Consider the following 19,575-nt stretch of genomic DNA (forward strand, 5'->3'; position numbering starts at 1 on the left):
CCACTCGTCAGCGAAGCAGCAAGCTGCTTCCTGTTACCGTTCGACTTGCATGTGTTAGGCCTGCCGCCAGCGTTCAATCTGAGCCATGATCAAACTCTTCAATTTAAGTTTGATGCTCGTGAATTAAACTTCGTAATGAATTACGTGTTCACTCAGAGACTTGGTATTCATTTAGTGTCCGAAGACATTAAGAATCCATGTCACTTTGAGTGCCCACACAGATTGTCTGATAAATTGTTAAAGAGCAGTTGCAACGCGGCTTTCAGCTCATCGTTGCGAGGTCCCGTATATTACGTTTTCCTCATTCAGAGTCAAGCAATTATTTTCACTTTTCTCTGTTGGTGTTCATCTCTGAACCCCGCTGTCCCGGCGGCTTGTAAGCCGTTGTTCCGTGTCAGTGGAGGCGCATTATAGGGAGTTCTCCGACGTTGACAACCCCTCTTTGAAAAAAAACGTTCAACCGTCTCTTTTTTGCTCAAAACCGTGCTACAGCGCCAGTTTTTCGAGCGTTTCGAAGCCATAACGACGTAAAACGGGCAAAAGTTGTTCGGTTTCTTTTGTTATCGCCATACAGAAAGCGATGTTCGCATCCGCTGATTTCGCATCCGGCGCCTCGTGTTCCAGCAGCCAGGCCGTCCGACGCGCAATTGCAGCACCGGAATCCACCAGCCGGGTCCCTTCAGGCAGAACCTTTAACAGCTCTTCCTGTAATAGCGGGAAATGGGTGCAGCCGAGAACAACCGTATCCGGTGGTTCCTGCATCCGCAGCCATGGACGCAGAATACGGCGCAGCTCTTCAAGCGATACCGTCTCGCCGTGCAGTTTTGCTTCCGCCATTTCCACCAGCTCCGCGGAGCCGAGCATGGCGATCTGGCATTCATTGGCAAAGCGCTCTATAAGCTCACGCGTATAAGGACGTTTTACCGTACCGCGCGTAGCCAGCAACCCCACAATGCCGTTCGCCGTCAGACGCGCCGCAGGTTTGATTGCCGGAACAACGCCCACAACCGGGAACGGGAATTTTTCGCGCAGGGCAGGAAGAGAGACCGTGCTTGCCGTATTACAGGCAATGACCGCCAGCGCCAGGGGATAACGCTTTTGTACCGCGGTGACGATTTCAACCACACGTTCAACAATAAAGTCTTCACTCTTTTCCCCATACGGGAACGCGACGTTATCGAAGGCGTAGATGTAATGGAGATCCGGCAGGAGCTGCCGAATCTCATCATAGACCGACAGCCCACCGACGCCGGAATCAAACACCAGCACGGTGGGACGCGGATCAGAAGGTGTAGCTGCCAGACAAGGTGTATTCCCGTCCTGCAGTTTGGTAGCCATAAACTGTCTCGTAATCTTTATCGAACAGGTTGGCTATTTTACCACGAACTGTGAGATGAGAGGTGACAGGATATGAAACCGCGACGTCCCACAGGCTGACGCCGCCCATTTTCACGCGTTCTGTTGCATAGGTATTCGGATCAACGGCAACATCATAGCGAGTGCCCAGATAACGGTACGCCAGATTCCAGTCGAGATCCCACACCTGCCAGTCAAGCTGATACTTAACCTGTTGCTTTGAGCGACGAGCCAGGACTTCGTTAGTTTTCGCATTACGCGGGTCGACGTAGTCGTAAGAAATCTGATGCCCTACCGGGCCAGTGTCGAACTGGGCCGTCGCCTCGATTCCTTTAATACGGGCTTCATCGACGTTGTAATAACGGTAAGTCCGCGGGTCGCTATTAATGAGGTTATCGATATCATTACGATAGCCCGTCACACGCCAGTTTACCGGCCCCGTCAGACCTTCAAAGCCGCCTTCCCACTGCTTACTCTCTTCTGGCTTCAGATCCGGATTACCGTAATCTTTACTGTGGATCTGGCTCATGGTCGGTGCTTTATACGCTGTACCGTAAGAACCGATGATGCGATACCCCTCGATGAACTCCCATGCGGCGCTGGTCTGCCAGGTGGCGTGATTGCCAAAATTAGAGTTATCGTCATTACGCGCCGCCGCTTCCAGCGTCACGCTGTTGAACTGCTGCATCGCCGAAAGGAACACGCCGGTATTACGTTGTTCGTAACCTTTTTCCAGATAGCCCGTACCCGCCTGGGTTTTCTGCTTCTGCCAGTCCAGACCCGCGCCGATATTGCCGTGACCCACTTCAACCGTATTCAGCCACTGGGTGGTGTACTGCTTCACGTCATCCATGGTTGCGGAGTCAGCGTAGCGGCCTTTTTTCGGATCATAGTTCTGATCTTTGCTACGGCCATACCCTGCCACCAGCTGTGACTGGAAAATACCCTGGTTATAGCGCAACCCGGTGTCCCAATTCTGGCTGTAAACCTGACGCGTGTCCGGCCGCCCATCAATGCCGGTCGCACCATAGTGATCGTAACCGTCATACGCGGAGCGGTTATCGTAGCCAAAGCCACGGAAGAACCCACTGACGCTGTCGGTAAACTGCTGCTCCACCGAGCCAAATAGCGATTTACTCATAAAACCATCGCGGTCTGGCTGGCGCGGGGCATCTTTTGCGGCAATATCAAAACCACGGGTATAGGTATAATCACCGGCCATGGTGATTTTGGTTTTATCGAACACCTGCTGGAAGGCACCGTTATAGTTTTGATACCCCTTTGAACCGACACCCGCAGAAATTTCTGCACCCGGCTTGTCGCGCCCGGTAATGATGTTAATCACACCGCCAATCGCGTCGGAGCCATACAGCGCCGAACGTGGGCCGCGAATGTACTCAATACGCTGAATCAGCGACGTCGGAATTTGGCTTAAATCGGGAACATTGCTGATCCCGGCATTATTCAGGGGGATACCATCAATCAGTACCAGAACATGGCGGGATTCCGTACCGCGAATAAACGTTGAAGAGGTTGACCCCATCCCGCCGCTTTGTGCGATGTCCACACCCGGCAGGCGTGACATGATTTCCACAACACTCGTTGCCTGCCAGCGTTCAATATCCTCACGGGTCACGACGGAGGTCGGAGCCAGAACGGTTTTTGCTGGTTGTTCGAAACGGTTTGCTGTCACCACCAACGAGTCGGCGCTTTCCTGCGCCCAGCCCGAAAATGCCGTGACGGAAAACGCCGTCAACAGCGATACTTTTTTAATCATTGTTAAAGCATCCACAATATAAGAAGGATGCCGCAGGCCTCATCGATAGCACGCGATGATGAAACCAAATGCGACGTGATCCCGGCAGGTCTTCGGGCTGGGTGGCGTTATACGGATGAAGACTTCCCATTTTCACAGTGTCTACAACTCTCATCCCGCCAGTCTTTACCGCTGCGCGTCAGCTCCAGATTTGCACTGAATTCCCTTTTCACTCTCAGGAGACCGGAAACAGAATGCTACAATTAGACACGTATAGATGTCCAGATAGCTATTAGCCATTAAATCTGGACATCCACTGCACAATCCCTACAATCCCCGCGTAATTCTTTATCACTCAGGACGCATCATGACCCCCGAACACCTCCCGACAGAACAGTACGACGCACAGCTGGCAGAAAAAGTTGTCCGCCTGCAAAGTATGATGACGCCTTTCAACGCGCCGGTTCCCGAGGTGTTTCGTTCTCCGGTCAGCCACTACCGTATGCGCGCTGAGTTCCGCATCTGGCACGATGGCGATGACCTGTACCACATCATTTTCGATCAGCAGACGAAATCCCGCATTCGCGTAGACAGTTTTCCGGCGGCGAGTGAGCTCATCAACCAGCTGATGACGCTAATGATCGACGGTGTACGCAATAATCCGGTGCTGCGCAACAAGCTGTTCCAGATTGACTACCTGACCACTCAAAGCAATCAGGCCATTGTTTCTCTGCTCTATCACAAAGCGCTGACCGACGAGTGGCGCGAGCAGGCAGAAGCCCTGCGCGATGCGCTGCGCGCACAGAACATCAACGTGCACCTGATTGGCCGCGCGACCAAAACCAAAATCATGCTGGACCAGGATTACATCGACGAGCGTCTGCCGGTAGCAGGTAAAGAGATGGTTTACCGTCAGGTAGAGAACAGCTTCACCCAGCCGAACGCCGCCATGAACGTGCAGATGCTGGAGTGGGCGCTGAAGGCGACAGAAGGGTCTAAGGGCGATCTGCTGGAGCTCTACTGCGGTAACGGCAACTTCTCGCTGGCGCTGGCGCGTAATTTCGAGCGCGTGCTGGCGACGGAAATCGCCAAACCGTCGGTGGCCGCCGCGCAGTACAACATCGCCGCTAACCATATTGATAACGTACAAATTATTCGTATGGCGGCAGAAGAATTTACCCAGGCGATGAACGGCGTACGCGAGTTTAACCGCCTGCAAGGGATTGATTTGAAGAGCTACCAGTGTGAGACAATTTTTGTCGATCCGCCGCGCAGTGGCCTGGACAGCGAAACCGAGAAGATGGTGCAGGCGTACCCGCGTATTTTGTACATCTCCTGTAACCCGGAGACGCTGTGCAAGAATCTGGAAACATTAAGCCAGACGCACAAGGTTGAACGTCTGGCGCTGTTCGATCAGTTCCCGTATACGCACCATATGGAGTGCGGCGTTTTACTTACCGCACGGTGATCTGTAGGCCGGATAAGCGTAGCGCCATCCGGCATTTTTTGGCAGATGGCGCTTCGCTTACCTGCCCTACAAATAATTCATTACTCCGGTAACTGGCTCTTGCGGCTACGCATGCGCGAGCCAATCCAGAACACCAGCGCCACAGACAGTACCGCAGGCAGGAAGTTAGAGCCAATATCCGGATACTCTGCGCGCACCACGGTGCTGTACAACAGTACACCCAGAATAAAACAGGCTGCGGCCAGTCCCGGTAACCCAACCGGCATGGTGCGGTTCAGATAACGTTGATGCAGGCAGTACACCGTCAGCACCAGCGCGATAATCGGGAAAATCGAGAACGGTACAATTGAGCTAAAAACCGCCGCAAACGTACCATTAATGGATAAGCCAGCGATCAATGCCAGCAACAGCGTTCCTTTATCCTGACCTGACTGTTTCATTACTCACCTTCACTCATCGTTTTGATGTGCCAACTTCTCTTGTTCACGGCGATACCAGTAGTACGCACCTTTAGAAATCATCCGCAGCTGCAATACCAGTCGCTCTTCGAGTTGCTTACGTTGTTCAATGCTGACATCCAGCGCTTCGGCACCCGCGCTGAAAACAATCGTCACCATCGCCTCGGCCTGTGCTTCAGTAAACGCACGCGGCATATGGTTTTCGAGTTCAAGATAGTCGGCAAGTTCCGCGATGAAATGCTGAATTTCACGCGCGACGGCGGCACGAAACGCGGCTGACGTTCCGGAACGCTCACGCAACAGCAGGCGAAACGCGTTAGGGTTATTGCCGATAAATTCCATAAATGTCGACACGGAGGTGCGGATCACGCTGCCGCCTTTGGCGATACGCTGACGCGCCTGACGCATAAGCTGGCGCAGCATCAAACCGCTCTCGTCGACCATGGTCAGGCCCAGTTCATCCACATCACGGAAATGACGATAGAAGGACGTTGGCGCAATCCCGGCCTCGCGCGCCACTTCACGCAGGCTCAAACTGGCAAAACTCCGCTCAGCACTCAGTTGACTGAATGCGGCTTCCACCAGCGAACGCCGGGTTTTCTCTTTTTGTTGTGCTCTTACGCCCATCACGATAGTTGAATCCTTCCAAAGGCCCGTTGGCACTATACCAGAGAATAAAATTAATCTGTTTACCTGGCTTTGTGAATGATTGTTTACGGGCGGTTTGTGCTCCACTGCCCGAAAAAAGCACAACGATAATTGGGTTACCCTGGCAATGATGTTATGATTCTGTTGCTTTTATGTATAAGAACAGGTAAGCCTTGCCATGCCACATTCCTACGATTACGACGCAATAGTTATTGGTTCCGGCCCCGGCGGCGAAGGTGCTGCTATGGGTCTGGTAAAACAGGGAGCCAGAGTAGCGGTTATTGAGCGCTACCATAACGTCGGCGGCGGTTGCACCCACTGGGGCACCATCCCTTCGAAAGCCCTCCGCCACGCCGTTAGCCGCATTATCGAATTTAACCAGAACCCTCTTTACAGCGACCACTCCCGACTTCTTCGCTCCTCCTTTGCCGATATCCTGAATCACGCAGACACGGTCATTAACCAGCAGACGCGCATGCGTCAGGGTTTCTATGAGCGCAACCACTGTGAAATTCTGCAAGGGAACGCGCATTTTGTGGATGAACACACCCTGGCGCTGGAGTGCCACGACGGTTCGGTTGAGACGCTCACCGCTGAAAAATTTGTGATCGCCTGCGGCTCCCGTCCTTACCATCCGGCAGACGTGGATTTCTCGCACCCGCGCATTTACGACAGCGACTCCATCCTCAGCCTGCACCACGAGCCACGCCATGTGATCATCTACGGCGCGGGCGTGATTGGCTGCGAATATGCGTCGATTTTCAGGGGAATGGAGGTCAAAGTTGATCTGATCAACACCCGCGACCGCCTGCTGGCGTTCCTCGATCAGGAGATGTCAGATTCCCTCTCCTACCACTTCTGGAACAGCGGCGTGGTGATTCGCCACAACGAAGAGTACGAGAAAATCGAAGGCTGCGACGACGGTGTGATCATGCACCTGAAATCTGGTAAGAAGCTGAAGGCGGACTGCCTGCTGTACGCCAACGGCCGTACCGGCAACACGGATTCATTGCAGCTGGAGAATATCGGGCTTGAAACCGACAGCCGCGGTCAGCTCAAGGTCAACAGCATGTATCAGACTGCGCTGCCGCACGTTTACGCGGTGGGCGACGTGATTGGTTACCCAAGCCTGGCCTCCGCCGCGTACGATCAGGGCCGCATTGCCGCACAGGCGCTGGTGAAAGGTGAAGCGACGGCGCATCTGATTGAAGATATCCCGACGGGCATCTACACCATTCCGGAAATCAGTTCTGTCGGCAAAACCGAGCAGCAACTGACGGCCATGAAGGTGCCTTACGAGGTGGGTCGTGCCCAGTTTAAACATCTGGCGCGGGCGCAAATCGTGGGGATGAGCGTAGGTACGCTTAAGATCCTGTTCCATCGCGAGACGAAAGAGATCCTCGGTATTCACTGCTTCGGTGAACGCGCGGCGGAAATCATTCATATCGGCCAGGCGATCATGGAGCAAAAAGGTGGTGGCAACACCATTGAGTACTTCGTTAACACCACCTTTAACTACCCGACCATGGCGGAAGCTTATCGGGTAGCTGCGCTGAACGGCTTAAACCGCCTGTTTTAACGCGCTGTCGAAATGGCCATCCATCGCACCCCGGATGGCCTCTGCCAGCTGCTCATAGCGGCTGCGCAGCGGTGACCCCGGACGATAAACCAGACCAATGGTGCGACGCGGCTCCGGCTTAATACAGGGCAGATAGACCACGCCATCACGTTTACGCTCGTGCGGCACCGCCAGCGCCGGCAGCAGCGTAATACCGCTTCCCGCCGCCACCATATTACGCAGCGTTTCCAGGCTGGTTGCGCGGAAATGGGTATCTTCATCGGCACCCGCTTCGAAGCAGAAGCCCATCGCCTGATCGCGCAGACAGTGGCCATCTTCCAGCATCAGCAGTTTTTCACCGGCCAGATCGGCCATCGGCACGCGATCGCGGTTCGCCCACGGGTGATCTTCATAGATCGCCAGCATCATCGGCTCATCGAACAGCGGTACTTCAATAAACGCTTCACTCTCTTTGACCAGCGCCAGGATCGCGCAGTCGAGCTTGCCGCTGTCTAACTGCGCCAACAGCTGATGGGTTTGCGCTTCATGCAGGTACATTTCGAGTTTCGGGAACGTCTGGTGCAGCATCGGAATGATTTGCGGCAACAGGTACGGGCCAACGGTTGGGATCAGGCCAATATGCAGCGGGCCGGACATCGCTTCCCCCTGCTGGCTTGCCATTTCCTTGAGCACTTTGACCTCGCGCAGTACGGTGCGCGCCTGATCCACCAGCAGCAGACCTGCCTGCGTGAACAGTACCTTACGACTGGTGCGCTCCAGCAGCATCACGCCCAGCTCATCTTCCAGCTTGCGGATCTGACCGCTCAGCGTTGGCTGGCTGACGTGGCAGGAGTCTGCCGCGCGGCGAAAATGGCGATGCTCAGCTAACGCTACCAGGTATTCAAGATCACGAATATTCATTATTCATCCTCCGTCGCCACGATAGTTCATGGCGATAGATAGCATAGCAACGAACGATTATCCCTATCAAGCATTCTGTTGAATAATACATCACATAGACGAGGCGGCACGTGTTTGACCCTTGACGTCCCCGCACCGTCAGCGAGTTTCTCTCAAAACTCGAAAAACTAAAGCCAACGTGAACTTTTGCGGACCCCGTGGTCCGCTTTTTTTTGCGTAAAAAAAAGCCCAGCACTAAGCCAGGCTCCGTTTTTCTCCCTCTCCCTGTGGGAGAGGGCCGGGGTGAGGGCACCAGCCCGCACTATTCAAACCAACCGGTTTTTCGCATCCGCAATCGCCTGCGCTATCTGCTTCGGCGACACGCCACCTTTCGCTGCACGCTTATCCAGGCAGGATTGCAGGGCCAGAATCGGGTAGACATCATCCCCGATAACCGCGCTGAATTTTTGCAGGTCGGCAAGCGCCAGCTCTTCAAGGGCTTTACCCTGACGAATCGCTTCCACCACCGCTTCACCCACAATATGGTGCGCCTCGCGGAACGGTACGCCTTTCGCCACCAGGTAGTCCGCCAGCTCGGTAGAGTTAGCATACCCCTGCTGCGCCGCTTCCTGGCAGCGCGGACGTTTCACCTGAATGCCGTCCAGCACCAGCGCGCCCATATGCAGACAGTCCAGCCAGGTGTCGAGCGCGTCGAACAGCCCCTCTTTGTCTTCCTGCATATCTTTGTTGTATGCCAGCGGCAGCCCTTTCAGGGTCATCATCATACCGGTCAGCGCGCCCTGCACACGGCCACACTTACCGCGGATCAGCTCCAGCGCATCCGGGTTTTTCTTCTGCGGCATCAGGGAGGAGCCGGACGTCACGCGGTCGGACAGCTCTACAAACCCGGCTTCGCCAGAGTTAAAGAAGATCAGGTCTTCGGCAAAGCGCGACAGGTGCACCATCCCGATAGAGGCATTCGAGAGCAGCTCCAGCACGTGGTCACGGTCAGAGACGCTGTCCAGGCTGTTGCGGGTGGCGGAGGCAAAGCCCAGCCAGCCTGCCAGCTGCTCACGGTCGATTTCATACGCCGTACCAGCCAGCGCGCCGCTGCCCAGCGGGCTGACGTCCAGACGCTTTAAGGTATCCTGTAAACGGCTCTCATCACGCGCCAGCATCTCAACGTAGGCCAGACACCAGTGCGCGAACGTCACTGGTTGCGCGCGTTGCAGGTGGGTATAACCCGGCATCACCGCATCCTGATTGCTCTGCGCGGTGTCCACCAGCGCGCTCTGCAACTGACGATTCGCCGCCAGCAGTTCGCCGACGGTCTCTTTGCACCACAGCTTCAGGTCGGTCGCCACCTGGTCATTACGGCTACGCCCGGTATGGAGCTTTTTACCCAACTGGCCGACTTTGTCGATCAGTTTGCCTTCCACCCAGCTGTGAATATCTTCGGCATCGCTCTGGAGGATTTGCTCCGGATCCAGACGCACCTCTTCCAGCAGGTTGTTCAGCGCCTCTTCCAGCTGCTGCTGTTCGTCTGCGGTCAGCACGCCAACGGTCACCAGCGCTTTGGACCAGGCCACAGAGCCGACAATATCCTGTTCGGCCAGGCGGTAGTCGAAGCGCAAAGAGTCGTTGAACTGTTTGAACCGCTGATCCGCTGCCTGTGTAAAACGCCCACCCCAAAGTGCCATAACGAATTTCCTTAATGATGATATTTTTGCCCGGTGGCGCTGCGCTTACCGGGCCTACAAAATTCACGTAGGCCGGATAAGCGAAGCGCCATCCGGCACAGAATCTTAAGCCAGAATACGCGTGCCAATCGGCGTGCCGTTAAACAGCGCCGGAAGCTGCTCTGCGTGACGCCAGGAGGCGATATCCACCGGGCGGCCCAGCGTGCGGGCCGCATCCAGCGCGGCGTTAACTTTAACGATCATGCCGTCGGTGATAATGCCCTGATCGATCAGCTGCTCGGCTTTTGCGGCGGTCATTTCCGCAATGCGCTGGCCTTTGCCGTCCAGAATGCCGCTCACGTCGGAGAGCAGGATCAGGTCTGCGCCCAGCGTTGCCGCCAGCGCCGTCGCCGCCTGGTCCGCATTGACGTTCATCAGTTCGCCCTCTTCGGTCACGCCGATTGAGCTCACCACCGGCAGGAAACCGCCTTCCAGCAGGGTGTTAATCAGCTCAGGCGAACCTGGCTGCGCCAGTCCAACATGGCCAAGCTCTTCGTCGAGCTGGGTCACTTTTACGCTATCTCCATCGCCCAGACAGAGGCCAACGGAGGCGATATGGTGTTTCTTCGCCCACGCCAGCAGCGTTTTGTTCGCCGTTCCCGCCAGCGCGCCGGTAATGATGTCAATCTGGTCCGCTGGCGTCACGCGCAGGCCATTTTTCTTTTTCACCGGCAGGTTGAGCCCTTTCATCAGCTCATCCACCACGCAGCCGCCGCCATGCACAATCACCAGCGGACGTTGGTGTGATTCGCGATAGTTCACCAGTGCGGTAAACAGGCGCTCCAGCGCTTCTTCGCTGTCCAGCAGTACACCACCGAGTTTGATAATTAATGGATTCATCATCACACCTTAAATAAGAGCCTGCGTTTCAGGGAAGCCGAAACGAATATTTGCACACTGCATTGCCTGTGCGGCAGCGCCTTTGAGTAAGTTATCTTCTGCGGCGACCACAATCAGATGCTCGCCCTGCACGGCAAAGCCGATGTCGCAGAACGGCAGGCCAACCACGTTTTTCAACGCCGGCACGCCTTTGTCATACAGGCGCACCAGCGGTTTATCCGCATACGCCTGCGTGAAGACCTCGCTCACCTGTTCTTTGGTCACACCCGGTTTCAGGCGGCAGGTAATGGTTTCGAGGATCCCACGCGGGAAGCTGCCGAGGTGCGGGGTGAAAATCACGTCCGCGCCCAGATGGGTGGTGATTTCAGGGTGATGGCGGTGATTAAACACGCCATACGGCTGAAGGCTCACTTCGCAGAAGCTGTTGGAGATCGCCGCTTTGCGCCCGGCGCCGCTCACGCCACTGGTGGCGTTGATCACCGGCCACTGATTCAGATCCAGCAGACCCGCGTCGATCAGCGGCTTCAGGGAAAGCTGCGCCGCCGTCGGGTAGCAGCCCGGCACGGCAATCAGATCCGCTTCTTTCAGTTTGTCAGCGCTCCACTCCGCCAGGCCATACACCGCTTTTTCGAGCAGATCCGGGTGCTGATGGGTGAAACCATAATATTTTTCGTAGAACGCGCTGTCGTTAACGCGAAACGCGCCGGAGAGATCAAAGACCACGCAGCCGGCCGCTAAAAATTGCGGTGCCAGGTCGTGGCTAACTTCATGCGCCGTGGCTAAAAACACAACGTCAACGCCGTCGGTGAACTCGCTGATGTCAGACATGGGCTGCAAAGGCAAATCAACCACGCCCTTAAGCTGTGGATGCAAATCGGAAATTAACTTTCCGGCATCATTGCTTTGCGCTGACACCGTCAAAGCGGTTATGGTCATATGAGGGTGGCGATTTACGTAGCTTACAAGCTCTGCGCCCGCATAACCGCTAGCGCCTACAATCAGCGTATTCAACATCGGGTTCCTTTATGCTCAACGATAATGTATTTTTATTCACATTTATTGCATGAATATTGATACTATCACGACCTAAGGTGTGTCAACAATGAAAATGAACTTACCGCCATTTATCGAGATTTACCGCGCCCTGATTGCCACACCCTCCATCAGCGCGACGGAAGAAGCCCTGGATCAGAGCAATGAGTCTTTAATCAATCTGCTGGCGGGTTGGTTTAGCGATCTTGGGTTTAACGTTGAGGTTCAGCCCGTCCCCGGAACACGCCACAAATTTAACCTGCTCGCCAGTACCGGACATGGCGCGGGCGGCCTGCTGCTGGCTGGCCACACTGACACCGTGCCGTTTGATGATGGCCGCTGGACGCGCGATCCGTTCACGCTGACCGAACATGACAACAAACTCTACGGTTTGGGCACCGCCGACATGAAAGGCTTTTTCGCCTTTATCCTCGACGCGCTGCGTGACGTGGACGTGACAACCCTGAAAAAGCCGCTCTACATTCTGGCGACCGCCGATGAAGAGACCAGCATGGCGGGCGCACGTTATTTCTCTGAAAATACATCGATTCGTCCTGACTGCGCGATCATCGGCGAACCGACCTCTCTGCAACCGATTCGGGCGCACAAAGGCCATATTTCTACCGCGGTGCGCGTGCTCGGACAGTCCGGCCACTCCAGCGATCCGGCGCGCGGCGTGAACGCCATCGAGCTGATGCATGACGCGATTGGCCGCATCATGACCCTGCGCGACGATCTGAAAGAGCGCTATCACTACGAGGCGTTCACCGTGCCGTATCCGACGCTAAACCTCGGCAGCCTGCACGGCGGTGATGCGTCCAACCGTATCTGCGCCTGCTGCGAACTGCATATGGATATCCGTCCTCTGCCGGGCATGACGCTGAGCGATCTGGATGGCTTACTGAACGAAGCGCTGGCACCGGTCAGCGAGCGCTGGCCGGGCCGTCTGACGGTCTCCGAACTGCATCCGCCGATTCCAGGCTACGAATGTCCGCCTGACCATCAACTGGTTCAGGTGGTGGAAAAACTGCTCGGCGAGAAAACCGACGTGGTGAACTACTGCACCGAAGCGCCGTTTATTCAGACGCTGTGCCCGACGCTGGTTCTGGGCCCTGGCTCCATCAACCAGGCCCACCAGCCGGACGAATATCTCGAAACCCGCTTCATCAAGCCCACTCGCGAACTCATTACCCAGGTTGTGCATCACTTCTGCTGGCATTAAAAACGCACCGAACAGTCCCCTCTCTCTGTGGGAGAGGGTTAGGGTGAGGGCAACAAATCGCATGATCTTCGTCACATTCCCATAAGCATCTCTTATCTGACGCAATACGAATTAAATTTCGTAAATTGCCCACATTTATTCGTTTGCTGAACCGTTTTCGCAGCAATTGACGACGGGGGTTTTACGTGGCTTTATAAAGGGAGATGACAAAATAATGTCCAGAAGATTTTCGCATGGGCATAAACAAAAATGATGGGGTGACTGGGTTTTTATGAACGAACAATATTCCGCGTTGCGTAGTAATGTCAGTATGCTCGGCAAAGTGCTTGGAGATACCATCAAAGACGCACTGGGGGAGAACATCCTCGACCGCGTTGAAACCATCCGCAAGCTGTCCAAATCTTCCCGCGCCGGTAACGAGGCCAATCGTCAGGAGCTGCTCACCACCTTGCAGAACCTCTCTAACGATGAGCTGCTGCCCGTTGCCCGCGCCTTCAGCCAGTTTCTGAACCTGGCAAACACCGCTGAGCAATACCACAGCATTTCGCCAAAAGGCGAAGCGGCCAGCAACCCGGAAGTCATTGCCCGCACCCTTCGTAAACTCAAAGACCAGCCCGACCTCAACGAAGCGACCATCAAAAAAGCGGTAGAATCCCTTTCGCTGGAGCTGGTGCTGACCGCACACCCAACCGAAATCACCCGTCGTACGCTGATCCACAAAATGGTGGAAGTGAACAACTGTCTGAAGCAACTGGATAACAAAGACATTGCCGACTACGAACGTAACCAGCTTATGCGCCGTCTGCGCCAGCTGATTGCCCAGTCCTGGCACACGGATGAAATTCGTAAGCATCGCCCAAGCCCGGTCGACGAAGCCAAATGGGGCTTTGCGGTGGTGGAAAACAGCCTGTGGGAAGGGGTCCCCAACTACCTGCGCGAGCTGAACGAACAGCTGGAAGAGAACCTGGGCTACCGCCTGCCGGTTGATTTTGTTCCGGTGCGCTTTACCTCCTGGATGGGCGGCGACCGCGACGGCAACCCGAACGTGACGGCGGAAATCACCCGCCACGTCCTGCTGCTGAGCCGCTGGAAAGCGACCGACCTGTTCCTGAAAGATATTCAGGTGCTGATCTCCGAGCTGTCGATGGTGGAAGCCACGCCGGAACTGCGCGCGCTGGCCGGTGAAGAAGGCGCCAGCGAACCGTACCGTTTCCTGATGAAAAAACTGCGCGGTCAGCTGATGGCCACTCAGGCCTGGCTGGAAGCGCGCCTGAAAGGCCAGCGCCTGCCGAAGCCGGAAGGTCTGCTGAGCCAGAACGAACAGCTTTGGGAGCCGCTGTACGCCTGCTATAAATCGCTCCAGGCCTGTGGGATGGGCATCATTGCCAACGGCGAACTGCTCGACACCCTGCGCCGCGTGAAGTGTTTCGGCGTGCCGCTGGTGCGTATCGACGTTCGTCAGGAAAGTACCCGTCATACCGAAGCACTGGGCGAGCTGACCCGCTACCTCGGCATCGGCGACTATGAAAGCTGGTCAGAAGCCGACAAACAGGCGTTCCTGATCCGCGAGCTGAACTCCAAGCGCCCGCTGCTGCCGCGCAACTGGGAGCCAAGCAACGACACCCGCGAAGTACTCAACACCTGTAAAGCGATCGTGGATGCGCCGAAAGGATCGGTGGCCGCCTATGTGATCTCCATGGCGAAGACCCCGTCCGACGTGCTGGGCGTTCACCTTCTGCTGAAAGAAGCGGGCATTGACTATGCCCTGCCAGTGGCCCCGCTGTTTGAGACCCTCGACGACCTGAACAACGCTAACGACGTGATGACCCAGTTGCTGAACATCGACTGGTATCGCGGCTTTATTCAGGGCAAACAGATGGTGATGATTGGCTATTCCGACTCCGCGAAAGATGCGGGCGTGATGGCAGCCTCCTGGGCGCAGTATCAGGCGCAGGATGCGCTAATCAAAACCTGCGAAAAAGCCGGTATTGAACTGACCCTGTTCCACGGACGCGGCGGCTCCATTGGTCGTGGCGGTGCGCCTGCACACGCAGCGCTGCTCTCTCAACCACCAGGAAGCCTGAAAGGCGGCCTGCGCGTGACCGAGCAGGGTGAGATGATCCGCTTCAAGTACGGCCTGCCGGAAGTGACCATCAGCAGCCTGTCGCTCTATACCAGTGCGATCCTGGAAGCCAACCTGCTGCCGCCGCCGGAGCCAAAAGAGTCCTGGTGCCGGATCATGGACGAGCTGTCTGACATCTCCTGCGACCTCTATCGCGGCTACGTGCGTGAAAACAAAGACTTTGTGCCTTACTTCCGCTCAGCCACGCCTGAGCAGGAGCTGGGTAAACTGCCGCTGGGTTCGCGCCCGGCCAAGCGTCGCCCGACCGGCGGCGTTGAATCCCTGCGCGCCATTCCGTGGATCTTCGCCTGGACGCAAAACCGTCTGATGCTGCCGGCCTGGCTGGGTGCCGGTGCGGCGCTGCAAAAAGTGGTGGAAGACGGAAAGCAGAGCGAACTGGAAACCATGTGCCGCGACTGGCCATTCTTCTCTACCCGTCTGGGCATGCTGGAGATGGTCTTCTCGAAAGCCGACCTGTGGCTGGCGGAATACTACGATCAGCGTCTGGTGAAACCAGAGCTGTGGGCGCTGGGTAAAGAGCTGCGCGAGCTGCTTGAAGGCGATATTAAAGTGGTGCTGGATATCGCTAATGACTCCCACCTGATGGAAGACCTGCCGTGGATCGCCGAGTCTATCCAGCTGCGTAACATCTACACCGACCCGCTGAACGTTTTACAGGCTGAACTGCTGCACCGTTCGCGTCTGGCGGAGGAGGAAGGTAAAGAGCCGGATCCGCGCGTTGAACAGGCGCTGATGGTAACGATAGCAGGCGTTGCGGCAGGTATGCGCAACACCGGTTAATGCTCAGTGCCCGGCAGCGCTACGCTTGCCGGGCACTTCTCGATCTTCCCCCTTCCCTGATCTCCCCCTCAATCTTTGCCACCGGTAAGGCAATCACGTTTCCCTTAGACGTAGCGCAACAAATGACCGGCACGCCGGGAGTAGAGTCACTCTTAGTGCAGCTCGAACAGGACAGAATTTACCTCAAACACTAAGGGAGTAATGTTATGGACCGTGTCATTCAATCCCCGGGAAAATACATCCAGGGCGCAGATGTTCTCACTCGCCTCGGCGACTACCTGAAGCCGCTGGCAAATCGCTGGCTGGTGGTGGGCGATAAATTTGTGCTGGGTTTTGCTGAAGAAACCCTGCGCCAGAGTTTTAAAAAAGCCGGACTCCATGCCGAAATTGCACCATTTGGTGGCGAATGTTCGCAAAATGAAATCGATCGCCTGAAAAAGCTGGCCGACAGCACTGACTGTCTGGCGGTGCTGGGTATCGGCGGCGGAAAAGCGCTGGATACTGCCAAAGCGCTGGCCCACTTTATGGACGTGCCGGTGGCCATTGCCCCGACCATTGCCTCCACCGATGCGCCGTGCAGCGCCCTTTCCGTGATTTATACCGACAGCGGCGAGTTCGATCGCTACCTGATGCTGCCGCACAACCCGAACATGGTGATTGTCGATACCAAAGTGGTGGCGGGCGCACCTGCGCGCCTGCTGGCCGCCGGGATTGGCGATGCCCTGGCAACCTGGTTTGAAGCGCGTGCCTGCTCACGTAGCGGCGCGACGACCATGGCGGGCGGCAAGTGCACGCAGGCAGCGTTAGCGATGGCAGAGCTGTGCTACAACACGCTGGTTGAAGAGGGCGAGAAAGCGATGCTGGCGGCGGAACAGCACGTGGTCACACCGGCTCTGGAACGCATTATCGAAGCCAACACCTATCTCAGCGGCGTGGGCTTTGAAAGCGGCGGGCTGGCGGCGGCGCATGCCATTCACAACGGCATGACGGCGGTGCCGGATGCGCATCATTTCTACCATGGTGAAAAGGTCGCATTCGGTACGCTGACGCAACTGGTACTGGAGAACGCGCCGGTTGAAGAAATTGAGACCGTCGCCGCGCTTTGCCACAGTGTTGGGCTGCCGATCACGCTGGCGCAGCTGAATATCAAAGAGGATATTCCGGCCAAAATGCGGCTGATCGCGGAGGCGTCCTGTGCCGAAGGGGAAACCATTCACAACATGCCTGGCGGCGTAACGCCGGATCAGGTCTATGCGGCGCTGCTGGTGGCGGACCAGTACGGACAGCGATTCTTGCAGGAGTGGGAGTAACGAAAAAAGCCGGGTGGCGCTGCGCTTACCCGGCCTACATGGCACTTTAATTTGTAGGCCGGGTAAGGCGTAGCCGCCACCCGGCACAATGGTTACTTCACATCAAACCGGTCCAAATCCATCACTCGCGCCCATGCGGCAACAAAATCACGAACGAACTTCTCGTGTGCATCACTGCTGGCGTAAACTTCGGCCAGCGCACGCAGGACTGCGTTTGAACCGAAGACCAGATCGGCGCGGGTCGCGGTGTATTTCACTTCCCCGCTGGCGCGATCGCTACCGGCAAACAGCTCGTTTGAGTCGTCGGTCGCTTTCCACTGGGTGTTCATATCCAGCAGATTAACGAAGAAGTCGTTGCTCAGCACGCCCTCGCGGTTGGTAAACACGCCATTCTTGCTGCCATCGAAGTTTGCACCCAGTACGCGCAGACCGCCGATCAGCACCGTCAGTTCCGGCGCAGTCAGGGTCAGCTGCTGGGCTTTGTCGATCAGCAGCGACTCCGTAGTGGACACATCCACCTGCGCACGGTAGTTGCGGAAACCGTCAGCAACCGGTTCGAGCAGGTTAAACATCTCGATGTCCGTCTGGTCCTGACGCGCATCCACGCGGCCCGGCGTGAACGGTACGTTGACGTAAACACCTGCGGCTTTCGCAGCCTGCTCAACGCCTACGACACCCGCCAGCACGATGATATCGGCCAGTGAAGCTTTGTTGGTGGTGCGCTGGATGGCTTCCAGAGCCGGTAACGCGCGAACCGCTGCGGCGTTCACATCCCAGTCGCGCTGAGGCGCCAGTGCCAGACGCGCGCCGTTGGCACCGCCGCGCTTATCGCCACCTCGGAAGGTTGAAGCCGACGCCCAGGCAACCGAAACCAGTTCGCTCACGGACAGACCGGATGCCACAATTTCCGCTTTCAGGCTTTCAATGTCTTCTTTCGACGGATTGAACACCGCCTGCGGCAGCGGATCCTGCCAAATCAGATCTTCTTTCGGTACTTCCGGGCCGATGTACCGCGCTTTTGGCCCCATATCGCGGTGGGTCAGCTTGAACCAGGCACGCGCAAAGGCTTCGTTGAAGGCCTGCGGATCGTTCAGGAAGCGACGGGAAATTTTCTCGAATTCCGGATCAAAACGCAGCGTCAGGTCGGTGACCAGCATGGTTGGCTTGCGTTTTTTCGACGGGTCGAACGGGTCAGGCATAATTTCCGGCGCATCCACGGCTTCAAACTGAATGGCGCCCGCCGGGCTACGCGTCTGCACCCATTCGTATTTGAACAGGTTCTCGAAGAAGTAATTGCTCCACTGGGTCGGGGTTTGAGACCAGATAACTTCCAGCCCGGAGGTGATGGCGTCAGCGCCAATACCGGTGCCGTGCGTGCTGGCCCAGCCCAGGCCCTGCGCTTCAATCGGCGACGCTTCCGGGTCAGTGCCCACGTGCGTGGCTTCACCTGCGCCGTGCGTTTTACCGAGCGTATGTCCGCCCGCAATCAGCGCGACGGTCTCTTCGTCATTCATGCCCATGTTGCCAAAGGTAGCGCGGATCGCCGCCGCCGCAGACAGCGGTTCACCGCTGGCGTTTGGCCCTTCCGGGTTCACATAAATCAGACCCATTTCGGTGGCCGCCAGCGGGCGCTTCGCCAGCGCTTCCGGGTCACGGTGGGTCAGCCAGGCTTTTTCATCGCCCCAGTTCACGTCCAGATCCGGTTCCCAGACGTCTTCACGCCCGGCACCGAAACCAAAGGTGCGGAAGCCGGAGTTCTCCAGCGCCACGTTACCCGCGAGGATAAAGAGGTCAGCCCAGGAGATTTTTTGTCCGTATTTTTGCTTAATTGGCCACAGCAGGCGGCGAGCCTTATCCAGGCTGACGTTATCCGGCCAAGAGTTCAGCGGTGCAAAGCGTTGCTGACCGCGTCCGGCGCCGCCGCGACCGTCAACGGAGCGATAGGTACCCGCACCGTGCCAGGCCATACGGATAAACAGGCCCGCATAGCTGCCCCAGTCGGCAGGCCACCACGGTTGTGAGTCGGTTAACAGTGCTTTGAGATCGCCCTTAAGGGCGGAATAGTCGAGCTTGCTGAATTCTTTGCGGTAGTCGAAGTCTTCACCCAGAGGGTTAGAACGGCTGGAGTGTTGATTAAGTAGATCGATGCGAAGTTGTTTAGGCCACCATTCTTTGCTGCCGGTACCTGCACCCGCGCTATGATCGACGCCGCCCTGGTGGAACGGACATTTGCCGGCGGATGCCGCGTTATTGGTCTCGTCTGACATGCTCATCGCTATGCTCCCTTTACAGTGTTACCGTTACGATATACACCACTAGCGATAAGAGATAGTTGAATTAATCCACAGATTCGATAGCTAATACC

14 protein-coding genes, 1 rRNA gene and 1 riboswitch are annotated in these 19,575 nt (G+C 56.4%); of the genes, 5 read left to right on the top strand and 10 right to left on the bottom strand.

The window, feature by feature from the left end; genetic code table 11:
• The 3 genes from ACOTY5_RS20500 to btuB form a co-directional block, all read right to left on the bottom strand.
• A 16S ribosomal RNA gene (locus ACOTY5_RS20500) occupies nucleotides 1-105 on the bottom strand; the annotation flags it as partial.
• 381 nt (nucleotides 106-486) lie between these two features.
• Nucleotides 487-1,338 (bottom strand): glutamate racemase, encoded by an 852-nt coding sequence (gene murI / locus ACOTY5_RS20505; protein ID WP_003862067.1) that lies wholly within the window; start codon nucleotides 1,336-1,338, stop codon nucleotides 487-489.
• The gene (btuB, locus tag ACOTY5_RS20510; protein WP_023304629.1) at nucleotides 1,283-3,133 is read right to left on the bottom strand and encodes a TonB-dependent vitamin B12 receptor BtuB; all 1,851 of its coding nucleotides are present in this window, start codon (nucleotides 3,131-3,133) and stop codon (nucleotides 1,283-1,285) included. The genes murI and btuB overlap by 56 nt, the downstream gene beginning before the upstream one ends.
• A 66-nt stretch (nucleotides 3,134-3,199) precedes the next feature.
• Nucleotides 3,200-3,375, bottom strand: a riboswitch (cobalamin riboswitch).
• A 104-nt stretch (nucleotides 3,376-3,479) separates the two neighbouring features.
• Between btuB and trmA the strand changes: the two genes are divergently transcribed.
• Entirely contained in the window at nucleotides 3,480-4,580 is a 1,101-nt protein-coding gene (gene trmA, locus ACOTY5_RS20515; RefSeq protein ID WP_003862063.1) for a tRNA (uridine(54)-C5)-methyltransferase TrmA, read from the top strand.
• A gap of 80 nt (nucleotides 4,581-4,660) precedes the next feature.
• On the opposite strand, the gene ACOTY5_RS20520 is transcribed toward trmA, so the two are convergent.
• On the bottom strand, nucleotides 4,661-5,020 hold the full coding sequence (locus ACOTY5_RS20520) for a YijD family membrane protein (RefSeq protein ID WP_017383113.1): 360 nt from the start codon (nucleotides 5,018-5,020) through the stop codon (nucleotides 4,661-4,663).
• Nucleotides 5,021-5,029: 9 nt separating this feature from the next.
• On the bottom strand, nucleotides 5,030-5,668 hold the full coding sequence (fabR, locus tag ACOTY5_RS20525) for an HTH-type transcriptional repressor FabR (RefSeq protein WP_003862059.1): 639 nt from the start codon (nucleotides 5,666-5,668) through the stop codon (nucleotides 5,030-5,032).
• Between the two features lie 196 nt (nucleotides 5,669-5,864).
• Here fabR and sthA point away from each other — a divergent pair, with 196 nt between their 5' ends.
• Nucleotides 5,865-7,265 (top strand): Si-specific NAD(P)(+) transhydrogenase, encoded by a 1,401-nt coding sequence (gene sthA / locus ACOTY5_RS20530; protein ID WP_003862057.1) that lies wholly within the window; start codon nucleotides 5,865-5,867, stop codon nucleotides 7,263-7,265.
• On the opposite strand, the gene oxyR is transcribed toward sthA, so the two are convergent.
• The 4 genes from oxyR to argC all read right to left on the bottom strand — a co-directional run bounded on the left by oxyR (nucleotide 7,248) and on the right by argC (nucleotide 11,737).
• Nucleotides 7,248-8,165, bottom strand: coding sequence for a DNA-binding transcriptional regulator OxyR (gene oxyR / locus ACOTY5_RS20535; RefSeq protein WP_003862055.1), 918 nt, complete (start codon nucleotides 8,163-8,165; stop codon nucleotides 7,248-7,250). The two genes, sthA and oxyR, sit on opposite strands and share 18 nt — an antisense overlap.
• Before the next feature lie 305 nt (nucleotides 8,166-8,470).
• On the bottom strand, nucleotides 8,471-9,844 hold the full coding sequence (gene argH, locus ACOTY5_RS20540; protein ID WP_045142636.1) for an argininosuccinate lyase: 1,374 nt from the start codon (nucleotides 9,842-9,844) through the stop codon (nucleotides 8,471-8,473).
• Nucleotides 9,845-9,949: 105 nt separating this feature from the next.
• A complete protein-coding gene (argB, locus tag ACOTY5_RS20545) occupies nucleotides 9,950-10,726 on the bottom strand; it encodes an acetylglutamate kinase (RefSeq protein WP_015569958.1) in 777 nt (258 codons plus the stop codon).
• A 6-nt stretch (nucleotides 10,727-10,732) separates the two neighbouring features.
• Nucleotides 10,733-11,737 (bottom strand): N-acetyl-gamma-glutamyl-phosphate reductase, encoded by a 1,005-nt coding sequence (gene argC / locus ACOTY5_RS20550; protein ID WP_033487965.1) that lies wholly within the window; start codon nucleotides 11,735-11,737, stop codon nucleotides 10,733-10,735.
• 88 nt (nucleotides 11,738-11,825) lie between these two features.
• Between argC and argE the strand changes: the two genes are divergently transcribed.
• From argE to gldA, 3 genes are all read left to right on the top strand, one after another.
• Nucleotides 11,826-12,977 (top strand): acetylornithine deacetylase, encoded by a 1,152-nt coding sequence (gene argE, locus ACOTY5_RS20555; protein WP_015569956.1) that lies wholly within the window; start codon nucleotides 11,826-11,828, stop codon nucleotides 12,975-12,977.
• A 271-nt stretch (nucleotides 12,978-13,248) separates the two neighbouring features.
• The gene (gene ppc / locus ACOTY5_RS20560) at nucleotides 13,249-15,900 is read left to right on the top strand and encodes a phosphoenolpyruvate carboxylase (RefSeq protein WP_017383108.1); all 2,652 of its coding nucleotides are present in this window, start codon (nucleotides 13,249-13,251) and stop codon (nucleotides 15,898-15,900) included.
• A gap of 206 nt (nucleotides 15,901-16,106) precedes the next feature.
• Nucleotides 16,107-17,210: a bifunctional L-1,2-propanediol dehydrogenase/glycerol dehydrogenase gene (gene gldA / locus ACOTY5_RS20565; RefSeq protein ID WP_421632007.1), complete on the top strand. Its 1,104-nt coding sequence runs from the start codon at nucleotides 16,107-16,109 to the stop codon at nucleotides 17,208-17,210.
• A 92-nt stretch (nucleotides 17,211-17,302) separates the two neighbouring features.
• On the opposite strand, the gene katG is transcribed toward gldA, so the two are convergent.
• On the bottom strand, nucleotides 17,303-19,483 hold the full coding sequence (gene katG / locus ACOTY5_RS20570) for a catalase/peroxidase HPI (RefSeq protein ID WP_045142634.1): 2,181 nt from the start codon (nucleotides 19,481-19,483) through the stop codon (nucleotides 17,303-17,305).
• Nucleotides 19,484-19,575 lie beyond the last annotated feature (92 nt).

It is taken from the genome of Enterobacter cloacae complex sp. SHL018 (genome assembly GCF_049237905.1).
GTDB lineage: Bacteria > Pseudomonadota > Gammaproteobacteria > Enterobacterales > Enterobacteriaceae > Enterobacter > Enterobacter hormaechei_C.

Excerpts from the sequence above, each read along its gene's own strand:
- murI (WP_003862067.1), bottom strand. The coding sequence starts at position 1,338 with ATGGCTACCAAACTGCAGGACGGGAATACACCTTGTCTGGCAGCTACA.
- btuB (WP_023304629.1), bottom strand. The coding sequence starts at position 3,133 with ATGATTAAAAAAGTATCGCTGTTGACGGCGTTTTCCGTCACGGCATTT.
- trmA (WP_003862063.1), top strand. The coding sequence starts at position 3,480 with ATGACCCCCGAACACCTCCCGACAGAACAGTACGACGCACAGCTGGCA.
- ACOTY5_RS20520 (WP_017383113.1), bottom strand. The coding sequence starts at position 5,020 with ATGAAACAGTCAGGTCAGGATAAAGGAACGCTGTTGCTGGCATTGATC.
- sthA (WP_003862057.1), top strand. The coding sequence starts at position 5,865 with ATGCCACATTCCTACGATTACGACGCAATAGTTATTGGTTCCGGCCCC.
- oxyR (WP_003862055.1), bottom strand. The coding sequence starts at position 8,165 with ATGAATATTCGTGATCTTGAATACCTGGTAGCGTTAGCTGAGCATCGC.
- argH (WP_045142636.1), bottom strand. The coding sequence starts at position 9,844 with ATGGCACTTTGGGGTGGGCGTTTTACACAGGCAGCGGATCAGCGGTTC.
- argB (WP_015569958.1), bottom strand. The coding sequence starts at position 10,726 with ATGATGAATCCATTAATTATCAAACTCGGTGGTGTACTGCTGGACAGC.
- argC (WP_033487965.1), bottom strand. The coding sequence starts at position 11,737 with ATGTTGAATACGCTGATTGTAGGCGCTAGCGGTTATGCGGGCGCAGAG.
- argE (WP_015569956.1), top strand. The coding sequence starts at position 11,826 with ATGAAAATGAACTTACCGCCATTTATCGAGATTTACCGCGCCCTGATT.
- ppc (WP_017383108.1), top strand. The coding sequence starts at position 13,249 with ATGAACGAACAATATTCCGCGTTGCGTAGTAATGTCAGTATGCTCGGC.
- gldA (WP_421632007.1), top strand. The coding sequence starts at position 16,107 with ATGGACCGTGTCATTCAATCCCCGGGAAAATACATCCAGGGCGCAGAT.
- katG (WP_045142634.1), bottom strand. The coding sequence starts at position 19,483 with ATGAGCATGTCAGACGAGACCAATAACGCGGCATCCGCCGGCAAATGT.